General features: G+C 54.1%; 17 protein-coding genes, 1 tRNA gene and 2 pseudogenes. 12 read left to right on the forward strand and 8 right to left on the reverse strand.

Going from position 1 to position 24,440, the window contains the following annotated elements; all coding sequences use genetic code 11:
- Positions 1 to 10: 10 nt before the first annotated feature.
- Genes citC through U9O48_RS18640 form a run of 3 tightly spaced genes read right to left on the reverse strand, consistent with a single transcriptional unit; the run spans position 11 to position 3,292 of the window.
- Positions 11 to 1,036, reverse strand: a complete 1,026-nt coding sequence (gene citC / locus U9O48_RS18630; protein WP_324722964.1) for a [citrate (pro-3S)-lyase] ligase — start codon at positions 1,034 to 1,036, stop codon at positions 11 to 13.
- 13 nt (positions 1,037 to 1,049) lie between these two features.
- Positions 1,050 to 1,913, reverse strand: a complete 864-nt coding sequence (locus U9O48_RS18635; RefSeq protein ID WP_324722966.1) for a fumarylacetoacetate hydrolase family protein — start codon at positions 1,911 to 1,913, stop codon at positions 1,050 to 1,052.
- 17 nt (positions 1,914 to 1,930) lie between these two features.
- Positions 1,931 to 3,292 carry a 2-hydroxycarboxylate transporter family protein gene (locus U9O48_RS18640; protein WP_324722967.1) on the reverse strand — a complete coding sequence of 454 codons (1,362 nt, stop codon included), beginning with the start codon at positions 3,290 to 3,292 and terminating at the stop codon, positions 1,931 to 1,933.
- Positions 3,293 to 3,637: 345 nt separating this feature from the next.
- Here U9O48_RS18640 and U9O48_RS18645 point away from each other — a divergent pair, with 345 nt between their 5' ends.
- Both U9O48_RS18645 and U9O48_RS18650 read left to right on the forward strand, forming a co-directional pair.
- Positions 3,638 to 5,275 carry a sensor histidine kinase gene (locus tag U9O48_RS18645; protein ID WP_324722968.1) on the forward strand — a complete coding sequence of 546 codons (1,638 nt, stop codon included), beginning with the start codon at positions 3,638 to 3,640 and terminating at the stop codon, positions 5,273 to 5,275.
- On the forward strand, positions 5,265 to 5,957 hold the full coding sequence (locus U9O48_RS18650; RefSeq protein ID WP_285153955.1) for a response regulator: 693 nt from the start codon (positions 5,265 to 5,267) through the stop codon (positions 5,955 to 5,957). Before U9O48_RS18645 ends, U9O48_RS18650 begins: the two co-directional genes overlap by 11 nt.
- Before the next feature lie 84 nt (positions 5,958 to 6,041).
- Here U9O48_RS18650 and U9O48_RS18655 read toward each other — a convergent pair whose 3' ends face one another.
- A complete protein-coding gene (locus tag U9O48_RS18655) occupies positions 6,042 to 8,177 on the reverse strand; it encodes an ornithine decarboxylase (protein ID WP_324722970.1) in 2,136 nt (711 codons plus the stop codon).
- A 190-nt stretch (positions 8,178 to 8,367) separates the two neighbouring features.
- Here U9O48_RS18655 and U9O48_RS18660 point away from each other — a divergent pair, with 190 nt between their 5' ends.
- The 3 genes from U9O48_RS18660 to U9O48_RS18670 all read left to right on the forward strand — a co-directional run bounded on the left by U9O48_RS18660 (position 8,368) and on the right by U9O48_RS18670 (position 10,321).
- Positions 8,368 to 9,081 carry a DUF554 domain-containing protein gene (locus tag U9O48_RS18660; RefSeq protein ID WP_282494373.1) on the forward strand — a complete coding sequence of 238 codons (714 nt, stop codon included), beginning with the start codon at positions 8,368 to 8,370 and terminating at the stop codon, positions 9,079 to 9,081.
- 95 nt (positions 9,082 to 9,176) lie between these two features.
- Positions 9,177 to 9,252, forward strand: a tRNA-Phe gene (locus U9O48_RS18665).
- 295 nt (positions 9,253 to 9,547) lie between these two features.
- A complete protein-coding gene (locus tag U9O48_RS18670; protein WP_324722971.1) occupies positions 9,548 to 10,321 on the forward strand; it encodes a hypothetical protein in 774 nt (257 codons plus the stop codon).
- A 150-nt stretch (positions 10,322 to 10,471) separates the two neighbouring features.
- On the opposite strand, the gene U9O48_RS18675 is transcribed toward U9O48_RS18670, so the two are convergent.
- From U9O48_RS18675 to tssM, 3 genes and pseudogenes are all read right to left on the reverse strand, one after another.
- Entirely contained in the window at positions 10,472 to 10,951 is a 480-nt protein-coding gene (locus U9O48_RS18675; protein WP_103948140.1) for an Hcp family type VI secretion system effector, read from the reverse strand.
- A 21-nt stretch (positions 10,952 to 10,972) separates the two neighbouring features.
- Positions 10,973 to 12,313 (reverse strand): type VI secretion system ImpA family N-terminal domain-containing protein, encoded by a 1,341-nt coding sequence (locus U9O48_RS18680; protein WP_324722972.1) that lies wholly within the window; start codon positions 12,311 to 12,313, stop codon positions 10,973 to 10,975.
- 10 nt (positions 12,314 to 12,323) lie between these two features.
- A pseudogene (gene tssM, locus U9O48_RS18685) lies at positions 12,324 to 15,230 on the reverse strand (type VI secretion system membrane subunit TssM); the annotation flags it as partial.
- Here tssM and U9O48_RS18690 point away from each other — a divergent pair.
- From U9O48_RS18690 to U9O48_RS18715, 6 genes and pseudogenes are all read left to right on the forward strand, one after another.
- A pseudogene (locus tag U9O48_RS18690) lies at positions 15,212 to 16,147 on the forward strand (type VI secretion system Vgr family protein); the annotation flags it as partial. The pseudogenes tssM and U9O48_RS18690 overlap by 19 nt on opposite strands.
- A gap of 10 nt (positions 16,148 to 16,157) precedes the next feature.
- Positions 16,158 to 17,348, forward strand: a complete 1,191-nt coding sequence (locus U9O48_RS18695; protein WP_285148324.1) for a DUF2169 family type VI secretion system accessory protein — start codon at positions 16,158 to 16,160, stop codon at positions 17,346 to 17,348.
- The gene (locus U9O48_RS18700; RefSeq protein ID WP_285148323.1) at positions 17,339 to 21,685 is read left to right on the forward strand and encodes a PAAR-like domain-containing protein; all 4,347 of its coding nucleotides are present in this window, start codon (positions 17,339 to 17,341) and stop codon (positions 21,683 to 21,685) included. Before U9O48_RS18695 ends, U9O48_RS18700 begins: the two co-directional genes overlap by 10 nt.
- Complete coding sequence (locus U9O48_RS18705) at positions 21,682 to 22,113, forward strand: type IV secretion protein Rhs (protein WP_285148322.1); 432 nt, start codon at positions 21,682 to 21,684, stop codon at positions 22,111 to 22,113. The genes U9O48_RS18700 and U9O48_RS18705 overlap by 4 nt, the downstream gene beginning before the upstream one ends.
- Positions 22,114 to 22,388: 275 nt before the next feature.
- On the forward strand, positions 22,389 to 22,658 hold the full coding sequence (locus tag U9O48_RS18710) for an RHS repeat domain-containing protein (RefSeq protein ID WP_285148321.1): 270 nt from the start codon (positions 22,389 to 22,391) through the stop codon (positions 22,656 to 22,658).
- Positions 22,659 to 23,042: 384 nt separating this feature from the next.
- Positions 23,043 to 23,282 carry a hypothetical protein gene (locus U9O48_RS18715; protein ID WP_285148320.1) on the forward strand — a complete coding sequence of 80 codons (240 nt, stop codon included), beginning with the start codon at positions 23,043 to 23,045 and terminating at the stop codon, positions 23,280 to 23,282.
- Between the two features lie 5 nt (positions 23,283 to 23,287).
- Here U9O48_RS18715 and U9O48_RS18720 read toward each other — a convergent pair whose 3' ends face one another.
- Positions 23,288 to 23,473, reverse strand: coding sequence for a hypothetical protein (locus U9O48_RS18720; protein WP_324722974.1), 186 nt, complete (start codon positions 23,471 to 23,473; stop codon positions 23,288 to 23,290).
- 196 nt (positions 23,474 to 23,669) lie between these two features.
- Here U9O48_RS18720 and U9O48_RS18725 point away from each other — a divergent pair, with 196 nt between their 5' ends.
- Complete coding sequence (locus tag U9O48_RS18725; RefSeq protein WP_285143935.1) at positions 23,670 to 24,401, forward strand: FadR/GntR family transcriptional regulator; 732 nt, start codon at positions 23,670 to 23,672, stop codon at positions 24,399 to 24,401.
- Positions 24,402 to 24,440 lie beyond the last annotated feature (39 nt).

Below are 24,440 nucleotides of genomic sequence, written 5' to 3' on the forward strand. Positions count from 1 at the left end.
TTCCTGATAGTTATGCGACTTCCGCGCTCGCGCTGTAGTGCGCTTCGAGATGCGCGAAAGTGGACTCCGGGACAATTTCCCGAATGCGGGAAAACTGCTGTGTCTTGAGTAAACGGCGCACTTCTGACGCCGAAATAGCGTTTCCTGTCGCCTTGATGCGCGGCATTTCCACCACCTCGATTTCCGCTGCGAGGAGCTGATGCAGCGTCTGGTTGTACTGACGGGTGATGTCGCAAAACGGCTCCGAGCCGATAAAGCGATGGGTGATCCCAAGCGCGGGGGCGATAAAGTCGCGGAAAATCAGTACGTCGATTTCGCTCCACGCCTGCTGCACCTTCCCGGTCTCTTTGAGGAAATAGGCCGGGAAGGTGGCGCGGGAGATGATGTACTGCGACCCTTCTTGCACCGAGACATTTGGCAGATGTGCCACACCCGCGCGGACCATCTCCAGACGGTCGCAAAACGGGAAGAACGACGCATCTTCGCGCACCACGAACAGGTGCAGCCAGTCGCACTGGTTCGCCGCCTGCTCCACGAGATGTCGATGCCCGAGGGTGAACGGATTGGCGTTCATCACTATCGCGCCGATTTTTTCCCCGCACTTGCGGCTACGTTGCAGCGAGCGACAGTAACGCTCGATACCCTGCGGCGTGTTTTCCAGCAGCACCGCGTTGTTGCCGCTCTGGGCAATCGGCCAGAAACCGCTGCGGGCGAAGCGCTCTTTGTTGCACGGGCGGGTGCAGAGAAAGAGGTGAAAATGGCCGCGCGCCAGCGCAGCGTTTTCCACTTCGGCCAGCAGACGAGCGCTGAGATTCGCGCCCCTTAGCTTTTCATCGACCGCCACGCACTTGATGACATTGGCAGCGAGCCCTGCGCATCCCACTAACTGCGTGCCGGACCAGGCCTCCACAAACAGCGTGATGTCGTTGTCCAGCCCCAGGCCGCTGTCCGCCAGCAGATAGCGAATCTGGCTTAAGCGTTCCGGGTGTTGCGCGACAATCGTATGGCGAAAGTCGATAGGGAGTTGCGAGTGCATGCTGCCGCCTTAATCAGTGCGCTGCCGCCAGGGTTTGCGCGGGTGCTTCCATGATCACATTGCTCAGATGACCGATATTTTCGATCTCCACCTCAATACGATCGCCCTCTTTCATAAACAGTGGCGGGTTGCGTTTCTTACCCACGCCGCCCGGCGATCCGGTGATGATCACGTCGCCTGGGCTGAGGCGGGTAAAGGTACTGATGTATTCGATCAGCTCCGCGACCTTGTGGATCATGCTGCTGGTGTTGTCTTCCTGCACCATGCGGCCATTGAGCCAGGTGCGGATCGCCAGACTGTGCGGGTCCGGTATCTCATCGGCGGTGGCCATCCACGGGCCGAACGCGCCGGTCTGCCGCCAGTTTTTTCCGGCGGTGAACCAGGTGTGCTGCCAGTCGCGGGCGGAACCGTCCATGTAGCAGCTGTAGCCGCCGACGTGGCGCAGGGCGTCTTCACGGCGGATGTTCTCGCCGCCTTTACCGATGATCACCGCCAGCTCGCCTTCGTAGTCAAATTCACAGGAGTGGCGCGGTTTGAGCACCGGCGAATTGTGCCCGGTCTGTGAATCCGCAAAGCGAACGAACAGCGTCGGGGCCGGGTTGTGCTGGTCAAACTCTTTGCGTTTGTCGGCGTAGTTCATGCCCACGCAGAGGATTTTTTCCGGCTGCTCAATCACCGGCAAAAAGGTGATGGCGCTCATCGGAATATCCACGGCGTCGCTGAGATAACGCGTGGCATCCGCCAGGCCGTTACCCTGCAATAGCGCTTTGAGGTCGCTGTAGCGATCGCCCAGACGGCGACCTAAATCCACCACTCCGTCGGCCTGCACGATGCCGTAGCTGCGTTTACCCTGATACAGAAAACTTGCGAGTTTCATTATTCTTTCCTGAAGACTTAGACGAGGAAGTTGCCCAGAACCAGCAGCGAGACGGAGACGTTAATCGCGCCGCCAATTCGGGTAGCAATTTGGGCGAACGGCATCAGGCTCATACGGTTGCCTGCGGTCAAAATCGCCACGTCGCCAGTACCGCCCTGCCCGCTCTGACAGCAGGAGACGATGGCGACATCAATCGGGTGCATACCAATCTTTTTACCGACGAAGAACCCGGTCGCCACCAGCGCGGAGACGGTGCTGACAATCACCAGCAGATTGCTGACGGTGAAGGCATTGACCAGTTCCTGCCATGGGGTGATCGCCACGCCAACGGCAAACAGAATTGGGTAGGTCACGGAGGTCTGGAAGAATTTGTACACCACCTGAGAACCTTCCAGCAGGCGTGGAGACGCGCCGTTGCAGAGCTTCACCAGCACCGCCACAAACAGCATGCCAACCGGAGCAGGCAGGCCAATCAGCTTGTGACCGAGCATCCCCAGCATGTAGAGCAGCACCGCCAGCAGTGCGCCGGAGGCAATGGTGGTCACGTCCGCTTTGCCGGAGAAGGCCGGTTGTGACACGCTGGCGTCGGCATTAGCGCGGTTTGGCATCAGCTGACCTTCGCCGGTCAGGTGCGGATAGCGTTTGCCCAGCTGGTTCAGGCAGCCGGAGATAATAATGGCGGTTAAGCCACCCAGCATCACCATCGGCAGAACGCGACCGAGGGCCACGCCCTGATCCATGTGCAGCAGCGTGGCATAGCCGATGGAGAGCGGAATCGCCCCTTCGCCTACCCCGCCCGCCATGATCGGCAGAATAATAAAGAAGAAGATCTGGAACGGCTCAAGACCGAGCGCCATGCCGACGCCCATCCCGACGATCATGCCGACGATTTCGCCGCACAGCATCGGGAAGAAAATGCGCAAGAAGCCCTGAATCAGCACCGTGCGGTTCATGCTCATGATGCTGCCGACAATGATGCAGCAGATGTAGAGATAGAGAATGTTGGTAGATTTGTAGAACTTGGTGGTGGACTCGACCACCACGTCCGGCAGCAGGCCGTAATAGACCATCGCCGACGGGATAAAGGTGGCGCAAATTGCCGCCGCACCGAGTTTGCCGACAATCGGTAGGCGCTTGCCGAACTCGCCGCAGGCAAAACCGAAGAACGCGAGGGTGGCGACCATCACCACGATGTCGCTCGGCAGCTTACCGCCCAGGCAATCAATGGCGATCAACGCACCGGCTAACACAAACAGCGGCAAAGGAATGATCCCGACTTTCCAGGTATCCATAATGTGCCACCAGCGCTCTTTGAGCGACGGCCGCTGAATATCAATCGGGTCGTGGGTAACAGAGAAAGAATCGTCAGTAGTGCTCATAATTAAGCCTCTTGGTTATTTGTCCGTTAAGCGTAGAGTCGCAAAGGCTTACTTAATGTGAGGAAAGGCATATTAAAACCGAAGTTTTAATGGCCTCTATGGTTTTAATGGTTTCTTTTATTTAATGTGATTAATGCCGTAATTATTGCCGTGGTTTTTATGGTTTCTTTTCCAGATTGTACAAACAAATAACATTGTTAAATTAGCATTAGGACACGCCTGAATTTTCTATTTTTGTTTTGCGATCAGCGCTGTGGAAATGATCACAAGTTTCAGGCAAAGCCCGTGGTTAGCGGGAAAAAGATGATATATTGGCACTCCCTGTTGATACCGTGCGTGATAGTCATGAAAGTGTCGTTTCAGATTAAGCTCTTTATTTCGCTGGTCGTCTTTTTCTCAGTGCTCTTTGCATTACTGGGTGGATATTATTATGTCGACGTCGGCAGGCAGCTTTATCAGGAGATGAGCACGCGCGCCAAAATACAGGCGGAGGAGATTGCGATTATTCCCACCTTGCGCAAAGAGGTGGAAAAAAAGGATATCAAAGCCATTCGTGAATTTATGTTCAAAATAGCGGTGCGCAGCGATGCCAGCTTTATTGTCATTGGTGACAATAAAGGTCTGCACCTGTTCCATTCTGCGTTTGCAGATCGTATCGGTAAAACGCTGGTCGGCGGGGATAACGAGGAGGTGCTGCACGGGAAAAGCACCACCACCATCCGCAAGGGGGGGTTGGGGATTTCGTTGCGCAGCAAAGCGCCGATTTTCAACGATGCGGGAGAAGTGGTAGGGATTGTCTCTGTCGGGTATCTCACCAGCTATCTCGATACCATTACCGTCAGCAAAGTGGTGAACATTATGATTGCCGCGGTGCTGCTGCTGATTGCCCTGTTTGTCTTCTCGTGGTTTTTCACCCGCAGTATCAAGAAACAGATCTTCTCCCTCGAACCGCGCGAGATTGGCTTACTGGTACGACAGCAAAAAGCGATGATGGAGTCGATCTACGAAGGGGTGATCGCTATCGATGATAACTACCGGATCGAAGTGATCAACCAGGCGGCGCGTAATTTACTTGGTTTGCTGCAACCCGCACGGGAACTGCGCGGGCAGCCGATTAGCCAGGTCATCGCTCCGGTGCCGTTCTTTGCACCGCAGACCATGCTGGCGAAAGATACGCACGATGAGATCTGCCGCTTTAACGATCTGACGGTGATCGGAAGCCGCGTGCGGATCATGCTCGAGGACTCCCTGCAAGGCTGGGTGATCACCTTCCGCGATCGCAACGAGATCGACTCTCTGAGCGCCCAGCTCAGCCAGGTTAAACGCTACGTCGATAACCTGCGCATCATGCGCCACGAGCAGTTGAATCGTATGACGACGCTGTCAGGATTGCTGCATATGGGGCGCTACGAAGAGGCGATTGGCTTTATTCAGGCGCAATCGGAACACGCCCAGGAGCTGCTGGACTTTATCTCCTCGCGCTTTAGCTCGCCGACGCTGTGCGGCCTGCTGCTGGGGAAAGCGGCCCGAGCGCGCGAGAAAGGCGTTGAACTGAACTTCGATCCCGCCTGTCGGATGGACAAGTCTTTTGCTCCGCTGCTCGAAGCGGAACTGATTTCCATCATTGGGAATTTACTGGATAACGCTATCGAAGCCACCCAGCGCGCACCGCATCCCCATGAACCGGTGGAAGTGCTGATCAAGCTCAACGATCGGGAGCTGATTATTGAAGTGGCAGATCATGGCGTCGGCATTAAGCCCGAGATCCGCGAGCGGATCTTTGAGCGCGGCATCACCACCAAAACGCGTGGCGATCACGGTATCGGCCTGTACCTGATCGAAAGCTATGTCACCCAGGCTGGCGGCTCCGTTGAGGTTGCCGATAACTCGCCTCGGGGCGCGATTTTCTCGCTGTTTATTCCCGCCACGGGAACTCCGCCGCGCCCCGTTCAGGAACTGGAAGAGACTGACTATGCAACATGAACATATCGACGTATTGATCGTTGAAGATGAGAACGAACTGGCACAACTTCACGCGGAACTGATTAGCAAACATCCGCGCCTGCGGCTGGTGGGGATCGCCTCTTCTCTCGCCGAGGCTCAGACCCTGCTTTCCAGCCTGCAACCGCAGCTGGTTTTGCTCGATAACTATTTGCCGGACGGCAAAGGCATCACCCTGATCAGCAACCCGTTGCTGGTGCATGCCAACTGCTCGGTGATTTTTATCACCGCCGCCAGCGACATGGACACCTGTAGCCTGGCGATCCGCAACGGCGCATTCGACTACATTCTGAAACCTGTTTCCTGGAAACGGCTCAGCCAGTCGCTGGAGCGCTTCGTGCAGTTCGCGGAGCAGCAGCGGGTATGGAAGATTGTCGATCAGCAAAACGTGGATTCGCTGTATCAGCTGCAGGCGAAAAACTACCGCCTGGACAGCGGGAGCAAAGGGATCGAAGAGAACACGCTGGCGCGGGTGCAAACCCTGTTCAACGACAAGGCGACGCACTGTTTTTCCGTGGATGAAGTGGTAAACGAAACAGGGCTGAGCAAAACCACGACCCGGCGCTATCTGGAGCACTGCGTGGATGCGGGGTTTTTAAGCGTGGAGATGCTGTACGGGAAGATTGGTCATCCGCGGCGGATGTATCGGCGGAGTGCGGAGTGAAAAAAGCCGGGTGGCGGCTGCGCCTTACCCGGCCTACGGTCATGGTCCCCTCTCCTTTTGGAGAGGGTTAGGGTGAGGGGAAAACTACCTCAAAACATACCCATACAACCGCTTAATCCCGTCCGCATCTTTCTCGCTGTACACGCCCTGCAACTCAGGCGAGAAGCCCGGCAGCAGATTCACGCCCTCTTCCAGCGCCAGGAAATAGCGCTGCACCGCGCCGCCCCAGACTTCTCCCGGCACCACGCACAGCACGCCCGGCGGATATGGCAGCGCGCCTTCGGCCGCAATGCGCCCTTCGGCTTCGCTGATACGCACCAGCTCCACGTCACCGCGAATATAGGCCTGATTCGCATCCTGCGGATTCATCACCACCGCAGGCAAACTCGCTTTGCGGAACATCGCTTTCTGCAGATCTTTCACGTTAAAGCTGACGTACAGATCGTGCATCTCCTGGCACAGGTCGCGAATCGTATAGTCGCGATAGCGCACCGGGTACTTATTGAAGATGGTTGGCAGCACCTCGGCGAGCGGCGTGTCGTCTTCGATGTGCTGCTCAAACTGCCCGAGCATCGCCACCAGCTGTGCCATTTTCTCGGCGCTTTCTGCGGGCGTCAGCAGGAACAGAATGGAGTTCAGATCGCACTTCTCAGGTACGATGCCGTTCTCACGCAGGTAATGGGCGAGGATCGTCGCAGGAATGCCAAAACCCGTGTAATCGCCCGTTTCCGCGTCAATGCCCGGCGTGGTCAGCAAGAGCTTGCAGGGATCGACAAAATACTGCTCGTCAGCGTAACCCTCAAAGCCGTGCCACTTCGCGCCCGGCTCAAAGCTGAAGAAACGACGCTCGCTGGCAATCGCATGCGTCGGGTGATCCTGCCACGGCCGCCCCGCCACCACCGGCGGAATGAAGGGTTTGATCATCTTGCAATTGGCGATGATCGCTTTGCGCGCCTCAATACCGAGCTCGACGCACTCCGCCCACAGCCTGCGCCCGCTCTCCCCTTCATGGATTTTGGCGTTGATATCCAGCGCGGCGAATAACGGATAAAACGGGCTGGTGGAAGCGTGGAGCATGAAGGCATTATTCAGACGCTTGTGCGGGCAGAACCGCGCCTGACCGCGAATGTGGTTGTCCTTTTTATGGATCTGCGACGTTTGCGAGAACCCGGCCTGCTGCTTATGCACCGATTGGGTCACAAAAATTCCCGGATCGTTCTCGTTGAGTTCCAGTAACAGCGGTGAGCTATCGGCCATCATCGGGATAAACTGCTCGTAACCGACCCACGCGGAGTCAAACAGGATGTAATCGCACAGGTGGCCAATCTTGTCGATCACCTGACGGGCGTTGTAGATCGTGCCGTCGTAAGTGCCGAGCTGGATCACCGCAAGGCGGAACGGTCGAGCTTCAGCGGCTTTTTCCGGCGCCACTTCGCGGATCATCTCGCTCAGATATGCATCGTCAAAACAGTTTTCGTCGATACCGCCGATAAAGCCAAACGGATTACGCGCCGCCTCCAGATAAACCGGCGTGGCCCCCGCCTGAATCAGCGCCCCGTGGTGGTTGGATTTGTGGTTATTGCGGTCAAACAGCACCAGATCGCCGCGCGTCAGCAGTGCATTGGTCACGACCTTGTTGGCCGCGGACGTTCCGTTAAGCACAAAGTAGGTCTTATCCGCGTTAAACACTTTCGCCGCGAACTTTTGCGCATCTTTGGCGGAACCCTCGTGGATCAACAGATCCCCGAGTTTGACGTCTGCATTACACATATCCGCACGAAAAACGTTTTCGCCAAAAAAGTCGAAGAACTGACGCCCCGCCGGATGCTTTTTGAAGAAGGCTCCGTGCTGATGGCCAGGGCAGGCAAAAGTGCTGTTGTTCATCGCCACATACTGGCTCAGGGTGTCAAAAAAAGGTGGCAGTAAGTTCTCTTCATAGCGACAGGCTGCCGCTTCCAGTTCCAGGAACTCTTGCGCTTTACCGCTGATGACTGCCATGACGCCTTCTGGCGCAACATCTGTCTCCTGCGAGAAGATAAACACCGGGAGCTGGAACCCTGTGCGTTTCAGTAACGCGAGAATGCCGCTGCGGCTCTCGGCCAGGGTAATGACGACTGCCGCCACATCCGTAAAATCGGTACTGTCCAGCGCCACCACTTCACGGTGCGTGGACAGAGTGGAAATCAGCTCATGGCTGACGGCAATTTTTAGTGATTTCATAGGCGTAGAGACCCGTTTCAAGGGGAGAAGAGATCCAGACAGGAGGAGAAAATTCGCGCAATAATGTCACCTTTTATTTTGAGGTGCAAGACAGAAACTTTATGCATTTCAGGCAGCGAAAGCTACCCGTTCTCCGCCTTCCTCATGTAATAATAATGCAATATCAATGATTAAATAGCGGGAGTGTATTTTGGTTATTGGACCCTTTATTAATGCCGGTGCCGTACTACTCGGTGGCGTGCTCGGCGCGGTATTAAGCCAGAGATTACCTGAACGTATTCGCACTTCCATGCCCTCGATCTTTGGGCTGGCGTCACTCGGCATCGGCATTTTGCTGGTCATCAAATGCGCCAATCTGCCGGTGATGGTGCTTGCAACCCTGCTCGGCGCACTGATCGGTGAGTTTTGTTACCTCGAGAAAGGCATCAACGGCGCGGTCAGTAAGGCCAAAAACCTTATCTCTCGCCCAGGAAAAGCCGCAAGCGGAACGCATGAGACCTTTATTCAGAACTATGTGGCCATCATCATCCTGTTTTGCGCTAGCGGGACGGGGATATTTGGCTCGATGCAGGAAGGGATGACCGGCGACCCCAGCATTCTGATTGCTAAGGCGTTTCTTGATTTCTTCACCGCCACCATTTTCGCCACCACGTTAGGCATTGCCGTCGCGGCGATTTGCGTGCCGATGCTAATGATTCAGCTGGCGCTCGCCACCTGTGCCACGCTGATATTGCCGCTCACCACACCGGCGATGATGGCAGACTTCACCGCCGTGGGCGGCCTGTTGCTCCTGGCAACAGGACTTCGAATCTGCGGAATTAAAATGTTTGCGGTGGTGAATATGCTGCCCGCACTGGTGCTCGCGATGCCGCTCTCAGCCCTGTGGACGCACTTTTTCGCCTAAGTTGTCATCAAAGTGGTGAGAGAGTGTGCACTCCGTTGCGAAATCGACAAATTTCGTTGACGCCGGATGCCCAATCGGGTTTAATGCGCCCCGTTGCCCGGATAGCTCAGTCGGTAGAGCAGGGGATTGAAAATCCCCGTGTCCTTGGTTCGATTCCGAGTCCGGGCACCACTATTTAAAGAACCCGCCCTCGTGGCGGGTTTTTGCTTTTGGGATTCTGAGGTTCTTCAGACCTGTCCAGGCCCTTATCCTTAGCCCCACTCTCCTCGATTAAACCAGAGCCGTTTTATGTAAGGCTGAAAACGAAGTGCTATTAAAATAGACACCCCCCAAACACACTCCTATTAAATGCATTGAGCAAATGAATATATTTATTCCATTTTGCCAACGCCAGATGCAGGTATATAATCAACACAACATATAAAATATCAGCGGAATAATTTAATTATCATTCAGGGAGCGAATTATGAATTTCAGGTCAATAGCATTGCTATATATGTCAGCACTTTTACTCACAGGATGCGCAGTCCACTCCCCTATTGACGCGAAAAAAACAGGTGTGTCAGGTACGGAGAGTAACGTCAATAAAAACGCTTCTGTCCAATTAACGGATAAAGATATTTTTGGCAACGAAACCACACTGGCAGTGACTGAAGAGGATATTCAGGCAGCACTCGAAGAAGACGAATTCCATGTGCCACTAAATTCAAAAATCATTTTGGTACAATCCGGTAGTCGCGCACCCGAGACGCTTATGCAGCAGGAGATGAGTCAGTATTATTCCGTGGCAACGTTCTCAGGTATACCTGACCGACAGAAAGTGATTTCCTGTAACAAAGAAAAAGATGAAAACAATGAAGCTGTCATCGCAGAGAATATGAACTGGATGCAGGCTCTACGCTATGTGGCAGCAAAAGGCCATCAGAAAGCCATCATCGTTTATCAGGATTTACTGCAGTCGGGTAAATATGATCCCGCCACCAAAACCACTGTCTGGTCAGACTATAAAAATGAAAAGGTAACGAACACAGCCTCACTGCGTTACCTGGTGCGATTTACCCTTGTGGACGTGGCAACGGGCGAATGGGCAGCCTGGTCACCAGTGAACTACGAATATAAAGTGATGCCACCTCTTACGGATAAAAAAGTCAGTACGGATGCTATCGACCAGCAAATAACTCAGTTGAAGCAAAACACTTATGCATCTATGGTTAAGGATCTGGCGAATCGGTACAGGTAAATGCGTTTTTCATGTCGCCAGTAATTTAAACTCTCACAAAAAATTGGTTATAACTCCTCCGCGTCACAAACCGACGCGGGAGGATTTAGTTATACAAGATGATTTACACCCTCACACCACTCCTTTACGCCTCATCTCTTTAATTATTATTTAGAAAATTCGCTCTTCCCACAAACTGTATGCACTGGTTCCTGCGATGCAGTGTTCCTGGGTAATGCTTTCATAGGTGAACGATATTGTTTCTTCTGGCTGTCCCTGGCTGTTGGTGATCGTATGAGGCACATCAGTATGAATACTCGAGATACGAGCTTTAATCAGCTTCACTTTATAATAGAGTTCATTAATACCAAAACGGTTGGTTCGATAGTACTCAAAATCGCAGGTCAGGCACTCATTTTCAGTAATAGATTTGCTCAATAAAGGGGAAGATTTATCCACGGGTTTATGAATGCTCAGGGTCAGATGGTTAACATTCTGTGATCTTGTCAAACCATGGCTCAAAGCCAGCACCATAATCTGATCTGTATGCGCAATCTGCGCTTTATTACCAATAGAGTCCTGCGATGAACAGCCTGCCGAAATCAGTCCCTGCAGGTCACCGTTCAGTGTGAGATAAACAAGATTTGCCATAATAAACTCCTCCGGCCAGGGTTATTCCCCGGCACCTGTATTAGTCGTTGCCGCTTCCGGCTGGGAATGGGCTTTCAACAACAGCCAGCGGCTTAATATTCCATCCAGCCGCTCGTTGATTTGTTTTTCCAGCGTGTCGGTATTCTGGCCCTGCGCCTGCGCGTCCTGATATTGCGTTAACAGGGATTCTAGTGGGGTTTCCTGGCCTAACCCTCGCTCCGCCTGCCAGACCACGTTTTTGATATACGAAAGCGTCAGCCCCTCTTTTTCACGTCTCATTACCAGATCGGCAAAAGCGCGTAGATCCTGCCGCGTTTGCAACCAGCCCCTGAGCTGCGGGCTGTTTTGCGCGCGGGTTTTTAACGTCTCATTCCATCTGGCAGTCGCCTGCTGCTGTTGCTGACTTTCCGGCCATCGGCTATCTGCGGTGCGCATTATCTGCATCCCGATCTCCAGCGGCTGTAGCGAGGAGGATCCGAGCTGTTGCTCAAGTCTGCGTTGATAACTTCCCAGCTCTGGCGAGGCCAGCCAGACCGTCGCCGCACCCTGCACGCTGTCGTTGACCTGTGCGAGCACCTGCTGCGTGGGGTACACCTGCCACCACCAAAGTGCAGCAGCAATCGCGACGCTACTGGCCATACCCGCAATAAAGCCTTTGAAAGTACTGCCCTCTTTCACGCGCTTGCCGTCTGTCAGTCCGCGCACCTGCACCTTCATTTCAGGTAGATCGGGCAGTGGGGGAATGACCTCTGCCGTGGATGGCGCACTCTCTGGGGCATAAACCAGCGTTCTGACGGGGTTTTGTGCCGCTGTATCTGCACTGTGCCTGGGCTGTGGCTCGAACTTTTTGCGCGTGTTCTGCACAAAATACAGAAGGTTTTCCACACGCGGTTGCCGTTTGAGTTCCACCTGCTGAAGTTTGTCGCAAATAAGCTGCAATGCGCGTTCGGTGCGGTATAGCAGCGAAAGGTCAGACTCCGAAAAGGCGATTTGCTGACGCAGAATCGTGCCAGTGCGGATGTTGAGCCAGTCCAGCATCTCGGTGCGCGCCGGGCCGCTTTGCGGCCAAAAGGTCTCCCACTCATGGCTGATCATCGCCGCGAGCAACTCGACGCCTTCGCAGAAACCTGCCAGGCCCTGCGAGCGGGTCCGGGCCAGGGTGTAGTAAGTTGCGGTATGCAGATCCACCCCATTTGTTTTAAAGATCGACAGCGCCAGCGACTCCACCAGCTTCCAGTTCAGCTCCGGCTGCGACGGATGGTTGGCCTTGTTAATCTCCTCCCGAATGGCGCTGAACTCCGGCAGATCCCGCGGATCGCTGCCGGTCATGATGGTCTGTGTCAGTGCGTGATTGCTACTCATCCCTGCCTCCTCAGTACAGCGTGTCCGGCAGCCGGAACTGGCTGAAAAGCCCACCGGCAAACGGGTTGTCTTCCGTATCGGTATGCACCCGGTAAACCATCGCCCCGCCATCAACGTTGAAACGTACGCTGAATGTGCCGTCCTGAACGCCGGTTAACTGCCCCGCGCCCAGTAGCCTGAACTGTGCCCACGGCCCGCTGAAGCTGATACTGCGCGGCGAGTTTCCGCTGGTGCCAATCAGCGTCAGCTTACTTTCATTGCCTTCGCGCATATTGTTTGGCCATACCAGGTGCGCGGTGTAGTTGCGCCCCTGGCTGTAGTCGACTAACTGGCCGTCGAGATTCAGCACGCTCCGGCGTTTGTTGCCCGAAAGCGATACGGTTTCCACCGCAAACTGTGTCCCTAACCCATTCTGTTTGCTGAAGAAAATATTGCGGATTTTCTGCGCGGCATCCAGCTGTTGGCGGATGTCCTCGCGAATGATGACCGCATTGTCGCCGTCCTCCAGGCTAAGATCGTTTTCCATAAACAGGCGAAGGTTCTGCTGATAAAACGTATCCAGCACTCCATCCGGTTTAAAGAAGCGTTCAAACGCATCGAGGGATGCATCCTGCCTGGCGTCAGGGGTAAACGGATAGGCATTCGCCAGCTGCTCGTTAAAGGGTTTCACCACGGTGTCACGCCAGTCCATTTCCATATAGTGAACGGCTTCCACCATCACCACATGCCAGGCCTGGTCGGCGAGCTTACCCACCCAGCGATTGAGCGGTGCAGGCAGGGTTTTCGCCATCTGACGCGTGGCAAAAATTGGATCGCTGCTGTTCTGATCCAGCCTGATCTGTACTGCTTTCAGGGCGGATTTCCCCGGTACGGGTGCGTTCTGTATCGCCAGCAGATAACGATGTAACTCGGTTAACTGCTGATAAACCGCCTGCATCGTGTTTTCTTTATCTTTCTGCACGGCCAGTGCGCTGTTCTCCGGTGCAAATTCATGCCCGAGCCGGGTCAGCAGGCGATAGTCTGGTTCAGCCAGGGCCTCTTCGCGCGCCGAGTCTGAAAGTTTTTCCGACAGAACGATAGGCTGAGTGTTGTCACGCAGAGCGGTTAACGCCCGCTGGAGCGGCTGGTCGCCGCTAATCACTTGCTCCAGCGCGCCGGTCAACTGCGCGATGGACTCATAATCGCGGACGTTGAGATTGTCCATCCCGACTCGCCATGTGGCGGTGTAGTCGCTGAGATATTGCTCGGTGAGCTGACGCTGGATCTCCGTGCGATCGGCATCGCTGTACTTCACGCTGCGGGTCAGGTTCAGCACCCAACTGTCCATTGCGGTGAGTTCCACCAGTTCATCCCGCTGTTTTACAAAATAATTTTGCAGACCGTAGCGGGTGAGGAACTGAGGGACCACCAGTTTGTCATCCTCCGCAGAGGTAAATACCCGTTCAAAGCTCGGCCCGACCTGGTCGCGTAAGTTCAGGTCGGCAGGCAGCACTCCCAGGGCCCGCGTTTTCAGGCTCTGATAAACACGTTGGTAGACCGGTAATTTGCTGAGTTCTTTCTGAGCGGCAGCCACCGGGCTGTCGTAAGGCATCCAGCGGCTGATGGCGTCGCCGTCTCCCTCCTCGCGCTCGGCGTGCCAGTCGGTGTGCGCCAGCGCGTAATCGAGATGGGACATCAACTGGGCCTGGATATCACGCTGGCCGTGGAATTTTTCACTCCAGCGCTTCGCCATGTATTGCTTCACGACTTCATTGTTGCGTCCGCTTTTATCTTCGAGCATGCGAATCACGCGCAAAATAGCGAGTTTTTCCTCGCTCTCTGGCGGTGCCGCGTTCATATCCTTGACCAGTCCGTTGAGCAAGGATGGGAGATAACGCTGCTCCAGCAGTTGCAGGTAGGTTTGTTCTACGTACGGCCCGATGCGTCTGCCCTGGTATAACCCCAGATCGGCCAGACGACTGCGATCTCCCCAGTCGCCGTAGGCCAGAGTGGCTTCGCGGACCGGATTCAGCAGCGGCAACTGCAGATTGCCGTACTCATCCATGCCCTTCGGTGCCTGAACGGCCATAAAGGCGTTCGCCTGCTTCAACACCTGAATGCCCGATGCATAGTTGTCATTGTAATAATGGTGCCATCCGACGGTCAGCAGCACGACGACCATACCCGACGCAACCGAGAAGACCGTCAGGCGACGGCGGGCGTTAGTTAGCCAGGAATAGCTCTCGCCCGCCAGATTGGGTTCTGCGAGCAGTACCTGAGGAAACAGGTTACGCGTAAAATAGGGAGCCATATCCACCAGCGGCCAGGCCGCCAGCGGGCTGCTGCCAAGCCCATACTGACGGGCTGCAGACTGCATAAAAATGTCATCCATCTGGCCGCGCTGCAGCGATGACGTGAGATAGACGCCGCGCAGCATGACGTCCATGTTTTCGCCATCCAGCAGGCCGTTAAGCAGAGCCACCAGCGGCTCCCTGCTGCCCTGCATCTGACGGGCGAAACTGAACAGAGCACTGCGAGTGTGGTTCTGCGCCAGCATCAGGTCGGGCAGAGCATGGTTCAGCTGCTCGCTCCATGTCTGCCAGAAACTGTTCAGTTCGCCGCGCCAGTCATCATTCTCGTGGGCGCGACGGGTGAAGGTGACGCCAAGGATGGCGTCACGCCCCTGCTTATCCAGCGACTGAAATAACGCGGAAAATCCGTGCAACAAATCGAGCCGGGTCAGCACCACGTAGACGGGTAACTGGCAGTGAAGATGCTGGCGCACGTCCTGTAAACGGCTGCGCAGCATCTGTAGCAGGTACTCGCGGCGGCGTTTATCAGCCGTCAAAAGATCGGGGAAATCCAGAGTCAGGATGAGACCGTTCAGCGGCTGACGGGCGCGTTTCTGCACCAGCCACTCCAGCAGATGCTCCCACATCCCCCCTCCCTAAACCCAAAGTCGACGGTCCACAGAGCGCCATCGTCACCGGCCCTGCAGGAGAGGAAATCTTCTGCGACGAACATGGCCGCGTGCGTGTGCAGTTTCACTGGGACAGGTATAACCCGAAAGATGAGAGCAGTTCCTGCTGGGTGCGGGTATCGCAGGCGTGGGCAGGCGCAGGGTTTGGCAACCTGGCTATCCCGCGCATCAACCAGGAAGTGATTGTCGATTTCCTCAACGGAGACCCGGACCAGCCCATCATTATGGGGCGCACCTATCACGCGGATAATACCTCCCCCGGTGGCCTGCCCGGCACCAAAACCCAGATGACTATCCGCTCGAAAACTTACATGGGCAGTGGGTTTAACGAGCTTCGTTTTGAAGATGCGACCGGCAAAGAGCAGGTCTACATCCATGCCCAGAAGGACATGGAAACCGAGGTGCTGCATGACCGGAAGACGACGGTAGACCACGATCACACTGAAACAGTGAAGAACAATCAGGCGATTACGGTCATCGTCGGTCAGACAGTGAATGTCGGCAGCAAAAAAGAAGGCGGTCACGATCAGAAAGTCACCGTTGCCAATGATCAGACCATTACCGTGCAGAACAACCAGACGCTGGATGTCACTGAGAATCGCACGAAAACCGTTGGCGGCGATCAAGAGACCACGATCACCGGGAATGATACTGAAACCGTAATCAAGGATCAGCAAATCACCGTGAACAAGAGCTATTCACTCGACGTTACGAACGCCGCCACCGTCCATTCTGCCGAGAAAATCGAACTGACGTGTGGCGCCAGCTCTATCACGCTGGAGGCTGGAGGGAAGGTCACTATTACCGGGACAGCATTTGAATTTACGGCCAGCGGTCCGGCCACTATCAAAGGCAAAGACGTTCTCATTAACTAAGGCGTGAAAAATGGAATTTCGTAATCTGACGCCGTTTTCAGTAATGGAATACGCCATGGATGACCAACATAATGAGCGCCATCGTGTCGTTGTCATGAAAACCGGCTTCAAACTTAAGCAGGACGAGAGTGGACAATGGCAGCCACAACTGATGGAAAGTCCTCCATTACCTTTGTGCGTGGAGGATGAGTTCGTCGGGGAAATGAATAACTCCCCTGTGCTTCGTGAAAGCGACCTTGCCCCCTTTAAACCCGCCTGTGACATCATCATCAACGGAACCGCTTACACACCGGGCGGCGGCACAATACCAGAAATGACAGTGGGCGTGCTGATGCGTTCACCCACGGATGAAGTCATTCTGGACAAAAAATTACGGGTGATGGGTAAACGTTTTTACCAGCGTCAGGCACTCACGGGCCAGTGGAGTGAAACAGAACCCGAGCCGTTCACCTCCCTGCCACTGGATTACCGCCATGCCTTTGGCGGCGAATGTCGCGTGGTGGCTGACAGTAAGTATGCCAGCCGAATCCCTGAACAATACCGCCTTACCGAGGCCCAGCTCCGCGAACATCCTGACCAGGATCACCCGCCACTGGCGCACATCGCCTGCGAAGTGAATCCGCTGGGGCTGGGTTATACGCAGCCGTGGTACCTGAAAGCCTGTGACATTCACCAGGTTGAAGCGCCGCGAATTATCGCCACTGACAGCCCGTTCACTCTTGCTCATTTTTTTGCCTGCCTGGGCGGAAAAGCCGACTGGTCTGCGCCTCAATTTCAGCCTGCGGGTTTTGGCTGTATCAGCCGAACCTGGTTGCCGCGTCTGCCGCTGGCTGGCACTTATGACCGGGAATGGCTGGAAAACCGCCATCCCAACCTGCCTGATGATTTCAATTTTAGTTACTGGAACAGCGCACCGGGCAATCAGCAAATTCCCTTTCCTGAACCCAGTTCAACAATCACCCTTCAGGGGCTGCATCCTGATGGGGACATCACCTTCACGCTGCCCGCAAACCAGGCCGTTATTTTGCTGCGGACGAATACGGGGGCGTTAGCACCCCAGAAAATGTGGGTCGACACATTAGTCATTGATACCGATGCTCTCACGGTAGCGCTGACATGGCGTTATTTGCTGCCAGCCAATTCGCCAGTACGGGCAATGGAAGCACGCTACAGCATGGAAGGAGAATCAATATGGCGCTGAATTATATCGCACGTCAGGATGCGTCGTGGACGGTAGTCAGCACCACGCCGGACGTCTGTAAAACCCCGATGGGGCCAGCGACCCCGCCTGTCCCCTATCCGGTTACTGCCGATATGGTGAGTTCAGTGCTGACGGTACCTGACGTGCTGGCTAACGACTGCCCGGTACTGGTGCTGAATCAGAGCTTTATTCCCAAAACCAAAGGTGATGAACCGGGTGTCGCTAAGGGCATTAAAAGCGGCACCGTGGGTGATATCTGTGAGCCATTGGAATCTAGCACCACAGTGCATGTCGGAGGAAAACCGGTTCTGCGGCACCTCGATAAGTTCTGGATGAATGCCCGCAATACCACGGGCATTATTTTGGGTCAGCCTCCTGCCGCCAGCGTGCCAGCCAGTCAGGCCGATCCGGTTGTGGTGCCCGAAACAGCAGAAGAACAAAGCTACACAGACGGCCTGAAAAATCTCTATAAAAAACAAGCGGAGTCACAGCCTGACGACGAGCAGGCAAGGGAAGCCTTTAAGGATTTTACGACTGACCATACGCCAGACGGGGTGATGAACAGCCAGCAAATCGGTGCAATGCTCTATGCGTCCGGTTACTACAACACGACTCCGGAAGCTGCACGGAACGCGGCAGAACAGATTGGGGGGGAGGCTCTCGAGACCTATAATGCAGCGGATACCCCTCAAAACAGGGCATTGATGACTGTAGCACAAAGTCTGGTCATGGGCTTTGCGCTAAGAACAGCCGGTAGTGCAACAATGGACGGCGCCAATATCAGTGGGAAAATCAAAGTACTGGAAGGCGAAGGAGAAGGTGTTTTCAGCGGCATGTGCACCAAACCCGGTGACCCCGTCGATGCCGGAACCGGTGATTTTCTCCAGCATTTCAGCGTCCTTTCCCTGCCCGGTTCACTTCCCCTGTCACTTTCCCGCTTTTATCGCTCAAAGGCAAAAGGCAGCGGTATTTTCGGTCCTAAATGGACCGATGAGTGGTCATGCTCACTGACCCTGCACGGTGATAATCTGCACTTCACCGACGCCGAAGGCGTGGTGCTCTATTATCCCATTCCGCAGGACGGTATTTTCCGTGATGCAGTGAATGGCCGCCAGGCCCATTACCGACTTTCCGGCAGTCTGCACGACGGGCTGTCACTCTTCGACCGCCGTTCGCAGCTGACGCAACAGTTTACGCTGACGCAAAATAGCGCCTGTCGGCTCTCCGCCCTGCACGACCGTCACGGCAACCGGGCTGATTTCCTTTACACCGACGATTTGCTGACGGCCATCCACCACAGCGACGGCTATAGGCTCGAACTTGACTGGCAACAATCCCGGTTAATGAACATCGACCTCGCAACCCCGCAGCGCCAGCGCATGGTCACCTGCCAGTACGACGAGCAGGGTTTTCTCGCCGAATGTGAGACCTTCCAGTTTACCCATCTGTGGCATGAGTACTCGCCTGAAGGCTTTATGACGCGCTGGCGAGACACCGATAAAACCTGTGTCGATATTGGCTATGACGCACAGGGCCGGGCCATCAGCACGCTGTCAACGGAAGGCTACTACGATGACCGTTTCGTCTATGACGACGAAGAGCGCTGCACCACTTACCTTGATGCCGAAGGCGGCGAAACCCGCTACTGGTATAACGACGACGGACTCGTCACCCGCAGCATCGACCCGCTGGGGCGCGAAGAGCACTCCGTCTGGGACAACACCCAACTTCAGTCCCGCACCGACGCGCTCGGGCGCATCACAAAATATGATTACAACCGTGAAGGCGGCATCCGTCAGGTCGCCCTCCCGGGCGGATACAGTCTGTATTACGACTACAACGAAAACGGACAGCTGACCCGCCTGAGAGCCCCGGGCGACCAGGTGTGGCGGTGGGACTACGACGACAACGGCAGCGTGGTCACTCTCACCGACCCGCAGGGCCGCAAGCAGCAGTTCAGCCACAGCGCACAGGGCGACCTGCTGACCCATATGCTGCCCAATGGTGCCACCTGGGTATGGCATCATGATGCCCTGCATCAGGTTCAGGAAACCGTAGCCCCTGATGGCGGTGTCACTCACACCGAAACCGATTTTCTCGGCCGCCTGCTAAGCGTGAAAGACCCGCTGGGTTTCACCACACAGTTCCGTCACAGTAAAACCCACGCGGGGCCACAGGGCAGCGTTGAGGAAATCAACCGCCCCGACGGCGTACGCGAGCTGATGCGCCAGAACAGCGAGAAACTGCCGGAGAGCTTCACCGATGGTGAAGGGAAAATCACCCGATATGAATACGGTGCCTTTGACCTGCTGGCCGCCGTCATCCGCCCGGACGGCGAACGGCTGACATGTCGCTACGACAGGCTCACCCGTTTAACAGAAATCACCAGTGCAGCAGGCGAGCGCTACAGGCTGGAATACGACAAGGCCGGGCAGCAGACTGCCGAAACCGACTTCACCGGGCGCACGCTGCGCTATGAATATGATGCCGCTGGCCGCTGTATTCGCACCACTTTCCCTGATGGCACGCATCTCAACCGCCGCTATAACGTGACCGACCAGGTGACGGATGAGGAAGTCACGCAGGGCGACAGTGACCGCATCCTCAGCACCACCACCTTCCGCTATGACCCCCTGTGCCGTCTGGTGGAGGCTAAAAATGACGATGCCACCGTCACGTATGAGTATGACGACGCCAGCCACCTCATCGCCGAAACCCTGAACGGCAGGCGCACGGAGTACGGCTACGATGAACAACGTGATTTCGTCACACAGCGTACGACCGGCAGCATCACCGAGCGCTTCACCCGTGGTCTGATGGGTGAGCTGAAGGCATGGCAGCTCAACGACCACGCGCAGCTTACCTTTGAATATGACCTGCGCGGTCAGGAAACCGTCCGCCGCAGCGACGCCGGGTTCTGTCAGCAACAGGGTTACACGCCCACCGGCATGCTGACGCAGCAGAAAGCCGGAGACCACCGCGCCGGACCGCACGAGCGCAATAAAAGTCTGGCGCGGGAATGGCTGTACGACAAAGCGTTCAACATGACGATGATAACGGACTCCCTGCGCGGTACGGCCTTCAACACCCTGACAGCCAACGACCAGATAAGCCACGCCACCTGGACCGGCAACCGTCACATTCCGATGCGTGAGGAGCGCTTCACATACGACAAAAACCTCAACATCACCCGCCGACAGACCTGGGTCAATGAGGTTCTGGAGAGTGAAACCCATCTGCAGCAACGGCATGGCCGGGTGACATCCAGCGAACACCGGGGCTGGCGTCACTCGACATCCCGCATCAATCCGGATACCGGCAAACCAGAAGAAGGACACTTCGTCCGGGTGGTCAACGCTCACAACATCACCTGGAAATACGATGTTAACGGCCGTCTGGTGGAGAAGCTGGTTGATAAAGGCGGCTACCGCCCCCAGCAGTGGCGCTATCGCTGGGACGCCCGGAGCCAGCTCACGGGCCTCGAAACCCCGGACGGTGAACGCTGGGAATACCGGTACGACCCGTATGGCCGGCGCATCAGCAAACGCTGCACCAGCCACGCTAAACCAGGGATGGATTTTCACTGGAGCGGCGACCAGCTGACGGAAGAAATCCCGGTCGGTACTAACAGTCAGCCAGACCACGACAACGCCATTCGCTGGATATATGAGCCCGGTAGTTTCACTCCGTTTGCGCGCCATGAAAAGGGACAGCTGCACTATGCCGTCACGGATATCACCGGGCGTATCCAGGAGCTTCTGACCGAAGACGGGACCATTGTCTGGCAAGGCAGACAGCAGCTATGGGGGCGGGAGGAAGGCAGAAATCAGGACAATGCTCCCGCCTGCCGCCTGCGTTTTCCGGGGCAGTACGAGGACGAAGAATCAGGGTTGTACTACAACCGTTTCCGGTACTATGATGCGGAGACGGCGCAGTATCTGAGTCCGGACCCGATCGGGCTTTCGGGTGGAGTGAATCCATACGGGTATGTCAAAAATCCGTTGGGGTGGATAGATCCACTGGGACTAGTTTGTTGTAAGGAGTCATTTGAGCAAGCCATGAATAAAGCGTTACAATGGCTAGAGGCTAAAGATTTTAAAGCAGAGAGAGTTAATACTGGTAAATTTGGGGCCACTAAAGGAAAAGCTGTAGGGATGACAACTGCAGATGGAAAAACAGGTTTTAGGGTTGAATATGACGAGAGAAGTGGTGCACATATCAATGTGTTCAGTGGCAAAGAAAAAGGGGAACACTATCAATTTGATGCAACTGAACCGACAACGACAAAACATCAAGACCGGTATGATCACCCCACAAAGCCGAGGAGAGGTGAATGACTTTAAATGATGAAATTAGATTGCAAATTACAAAACTCCCGGATGCTCCAGAAATAATTGATAACTGGGAACCTATTGCTGATTCACTATCCGGAATGTTCAACTGGGTGGGTTCAAAAATCGATTGGAAAAAAACGACTAAACATATGCATCAAGAACTTGGGGAGGATAAAAAATGTTGGCCTTCCTTAGTTAAAAAATTCTCCTGTAAATATCTGAGGGATTTCATTTATAACTCAAAAAAAATCCATTACATCAATGATTCATCATTGGATTTTGCTCTGGCAATATCAGCCGATAAAATTGATACAATGTTTGATTTATTAATAGAGCATGTCCCTCAACATCATTACTTTTTTAATCTTGATACTAAATGGTGTTTTGTAATTAGCTCAGAAGGTTATTTGGATTTTGGATTTTCCAATTAGATTCATTAAATAATAACGAACAGCTTGCTGATAAATACGCAAGCTTAAACCCACACTATTGATATTCTCCAGCAAAAGCTGCAAAAGCTACAAAAGCTACAAAAGCTACAAAAGCAGTTAATTGGGAGTGGAATAACACTGTACGCAAACAGCCACGACGTATAAATAAAGCACCCATTGACTTTATGCTGTAGGACAGTTGAAGCTGATTACGTTATGAAATGTCACAACTACACTACACCGTGACCGACTTCACCGACTGTATTTAGGAACTATTGATCAAAGACGGAACCATTATCTGGCAGGGAAAACAGCAGCTCTGGGGCCGGGAAGAAGGCATCAACAAAGACGATGCGCCCGTCTGCCGCCTGCGTTTTCCGGGGCAGTATGAGGATGAAGAGTCCGGGTTGTACTACAACCGTTTTCGGTACTATGAAGAGGAGACTGGGGAGTACATTTCGGCCGACCCGATAGGGCTTGCGGGGGGAATGAGCCCCTATAGTTACGTTAATGATCCGCTGAAATTTTTGGACCCATTGGGGTAATGTAAAACGGATATCACTGACAAAGCTTCGAAGTGGCAAGGTAAAGGTGATTATCCTGGAGTTGATGATTGGCAAATTGCAAAAAGGCGATACTATCTACGGCGCCGTCCCGAGACAATCTGAATTTTATTTGTCAGGCGCTAGCTTAGAGATTGCTGGAGGTTAAAGAGTTGCTCTTGGAAAAATAACACAGGTTAAGCCTCATGATATCTATGGCTACATACCACAAGTGCAGACGTATGAGGTTTTACAGGATACTAAGATAGCTACTTCAACCGCTAAAGCTAACCCTCATTTTGGTGAAGGTGGGGCCACTCAGTATTTTGTAGAAGACTTCCCGTCAGTATTACGTCCAACTGAAAATCCAATAGGATTAGAGTAATCATGAGAATAGATGACATTGAGGTTTGTCAGCCAATAACTGAATTAGTTTCTTTTTTAATAAAGAATGATTTCACAATCATTGAACAAAAAATTGCTGATTATCATTTTCATGAAGTTATTATAAAAATGAAAAAAGACTCGTCACCTAAAGCATTGGACATTAGTATTGAAAAAATAAGCCAACCAAAACCGGGGACATTTTTCTGCGAATGTCACTGGTCTAGCTTAATAATTGAATGACTATCTTAAATGCATGGTAAAAAGCCGGAAAGATTATCAAACATCTCCAGCTTTATATTATCCCCATCCCGATAACCAACCAGTTTTTTCATCCCCTTAACCACTTGCTTAACCTGACAAAGCACAGCCCGTAGTTCCTGCACCTCGCTGCTGCCAGAAATAATCGTCAGACATTTCTTTAATCTTTTCATCGTCACCCAGTCCAGGTATCAAATCCCACTTAGTTCGGCCAGTAATCTTTAAAGGTGAAGCGAGAAATAACGCGTCTGGAAGGTGCGCAGATCGGCACCGCGCAAGGATATCCCGCCTCCCCCACCACACTCTCCATTTCCCCCCCCTCCCAATATCCCTTACTATACCCTCATAATTTATTGATCTCTGGATACCATGAGCCTACCGCAAACCACCCTTGCCGAATCCGTCACGCAGCATATTGCCTGTCGTATTCTTCACGGCGACCTCCATCCGGGGCGCTCGTTGCCCGGCGAAAATGAACTGGCGGGCGAATACGGGGTTTCGCGAACATCTGTGCGTAATGCGCTGCAGTTCCTGGCCGCCAAGGGGCTCATCACGATTCAGCCCAAAAAACGCACCACGGTGAATAACCGTGAGATGTGGAACCTGCTCGATGCCGATGTTCTGAACTGGCTGGCGGAAGGGGAAGTTGGGCCAGAGCTGGTCGAGCAGCTGATGGTGGCGCGACTCATTTTTGAACCTGACGTAGCGACCCTCGCCGCGCTGAACGCTACGGGCCACGATCTTGCCGCTCTGGAAGATGCGCTGAGCCTGATGCGCCGCGGGCAAACCGAAGCGGAACGGGCATTATTTGAAGAAGGCGATCTCGCTTTCCATCAGGCGCTGCTTCGCGCGACCCACAACCCTTTCCTCCTCGCACTCGGTAATGCACTCTCTGCGGCGATGGTGCTGTCATTCCGCCAGACGCTGGAAAAAGACGTTCGTGATTCCCACGCCGCCGTTGACGATCATTTTTTGTTGTTTGAAAACATTCGCTTAAAACAACCAGACGGCGCTCGTCAGCAGATGCGCACCATTCTGATCAACGCCGCCAGAAAGCATCTCTGGAAAGATCTGCCGGAACTCTTCAACTTCATCTCCTGATCATTCCTTAAAATAATTTCGATCTTCCTCACAGATCGT

This window comes from Lelliottia sp. JS-SCA-14, assembly GCF_035593345.1.
In the GTDB taxonomy this organism is placed as follows: Bacteria; Pseudomonadota; Gammaproteobacteria; order Enterobacterales; family Enterobacteriaceae; genus Enterobacter; species Enterobacter wanjuensis.

What these genes read in the sequence shown, in the direction of transcription:
- citC (WP_324722964.1), bottom strand. Translation starts at nt 1,036, where the DNA reads ATGCACTCGCAACTCCCTATCGACTTTCGCCATACGATTGTCGCGCAA.
- U9O48_RS18635 (WP_324722966.1), bottom strand. Translation starts at nt 1,913, where the DNA reads ATGAAACTCGCAAGTTTTCTGTATCAGGGTAAACGCAGCTACGGCATC.
- U9O48_RS18640 (WP_324722967.1), bottom strand. Translation starts at nt 3,292, where the DNA reads ATGAGCACTACTGACGATTCTTTCTCTGTTACCCACGACCCGATTGAT.
- U9O48_RS18645 (WP_324722968.1), top strand. Translation starts at nt 3,638, where the DNA reads ATGAAAGTGTCGTTTCAGATTAAGCTCTTTATTTCGCTGGTCGTCTTT.
- U9O48_RS18650 (WP_285153955.1), top strand. Translation starts at nt 5,265, where the DNA reads ATGCAACATGAACATATCGACGTATTGATCGTTGAAGATGAGAACGAA.
- U9O48_RS18655 (WP_324722970.1), bottom strand. Translation starts at nt 8,177, where the DNA reads ATGAAATCACTAAAAATTGCCGTCAGCCATGAGCTGATTTCCACTCTG.
- U9O48_RS18670 (WP_324722971.1), top strand. Translation starts at nt 9,548, where the DNA reads ATGAATTTCAGGTCAATAGCATTGCTATATATGTCAGCACTTTTACTC.
- U9O48_RS18675 (WP_103948140.1), bottom strand. Translation starts at nt 10,951, where the DNA reads ATGGCAAATCTTGTTTATCTCACACTGAACGGTGACCTGCAGGGACTG.
- U9O48_RS18680 (WP_324722972.1), bottom strand. Translation starts at nt 12,313, where the DNA reads ATGAGTAGCAATCACGCACTGACACAGACCATCATGACCGGCAGCGAT.
- U9O48_RS18695 (WP_285148324.1), top strand. Translation starts at nt 16,158, where the DNA reads ATGGAATTTCGTAATCTGACGCCGTTTTCAGTAATGGAATACGCCATG.
- U9O48_RS18700 (WP_285148323.1), top strand. Translation starts at nt 17,339, where the DNA reads ATGGCGCTGAATTATATCGCACGTCAGGATGCGTCGTGGACGGTAGTC.
- U9O48_RS18705 (WP_285148322.1), top strand. Translation starts at nt 21,682, where the DNA reads ATGACTTTAAATGATGAAATTAGATTGCAAATTACAAAACTCCCGGAT.
- U9O48_RS18715 (WP_285148320.1), top strand. Translation starts at nt 23,043, where the DNA reads ATGAGAATAGATGACATTGAGGTTTGTCAGCCAATAACTGAATTAGTT.
- U9O48_RS18720 (WP_324722974.1), bottom strand. Translation starts at nt 23,473, where the DNA reads ATGAAAAGATTAAAGAAATGTCTGACGATTATTTCTGGCAGCAGCGAG.
- U9O48_RS18725 (WP_285143935.1), top strand. Translation starts at nt 23,670, where the DNA reads ATGAGCCTACCGCAAACCACCCTTGCCGAATCCGTCACGCAGCATATT.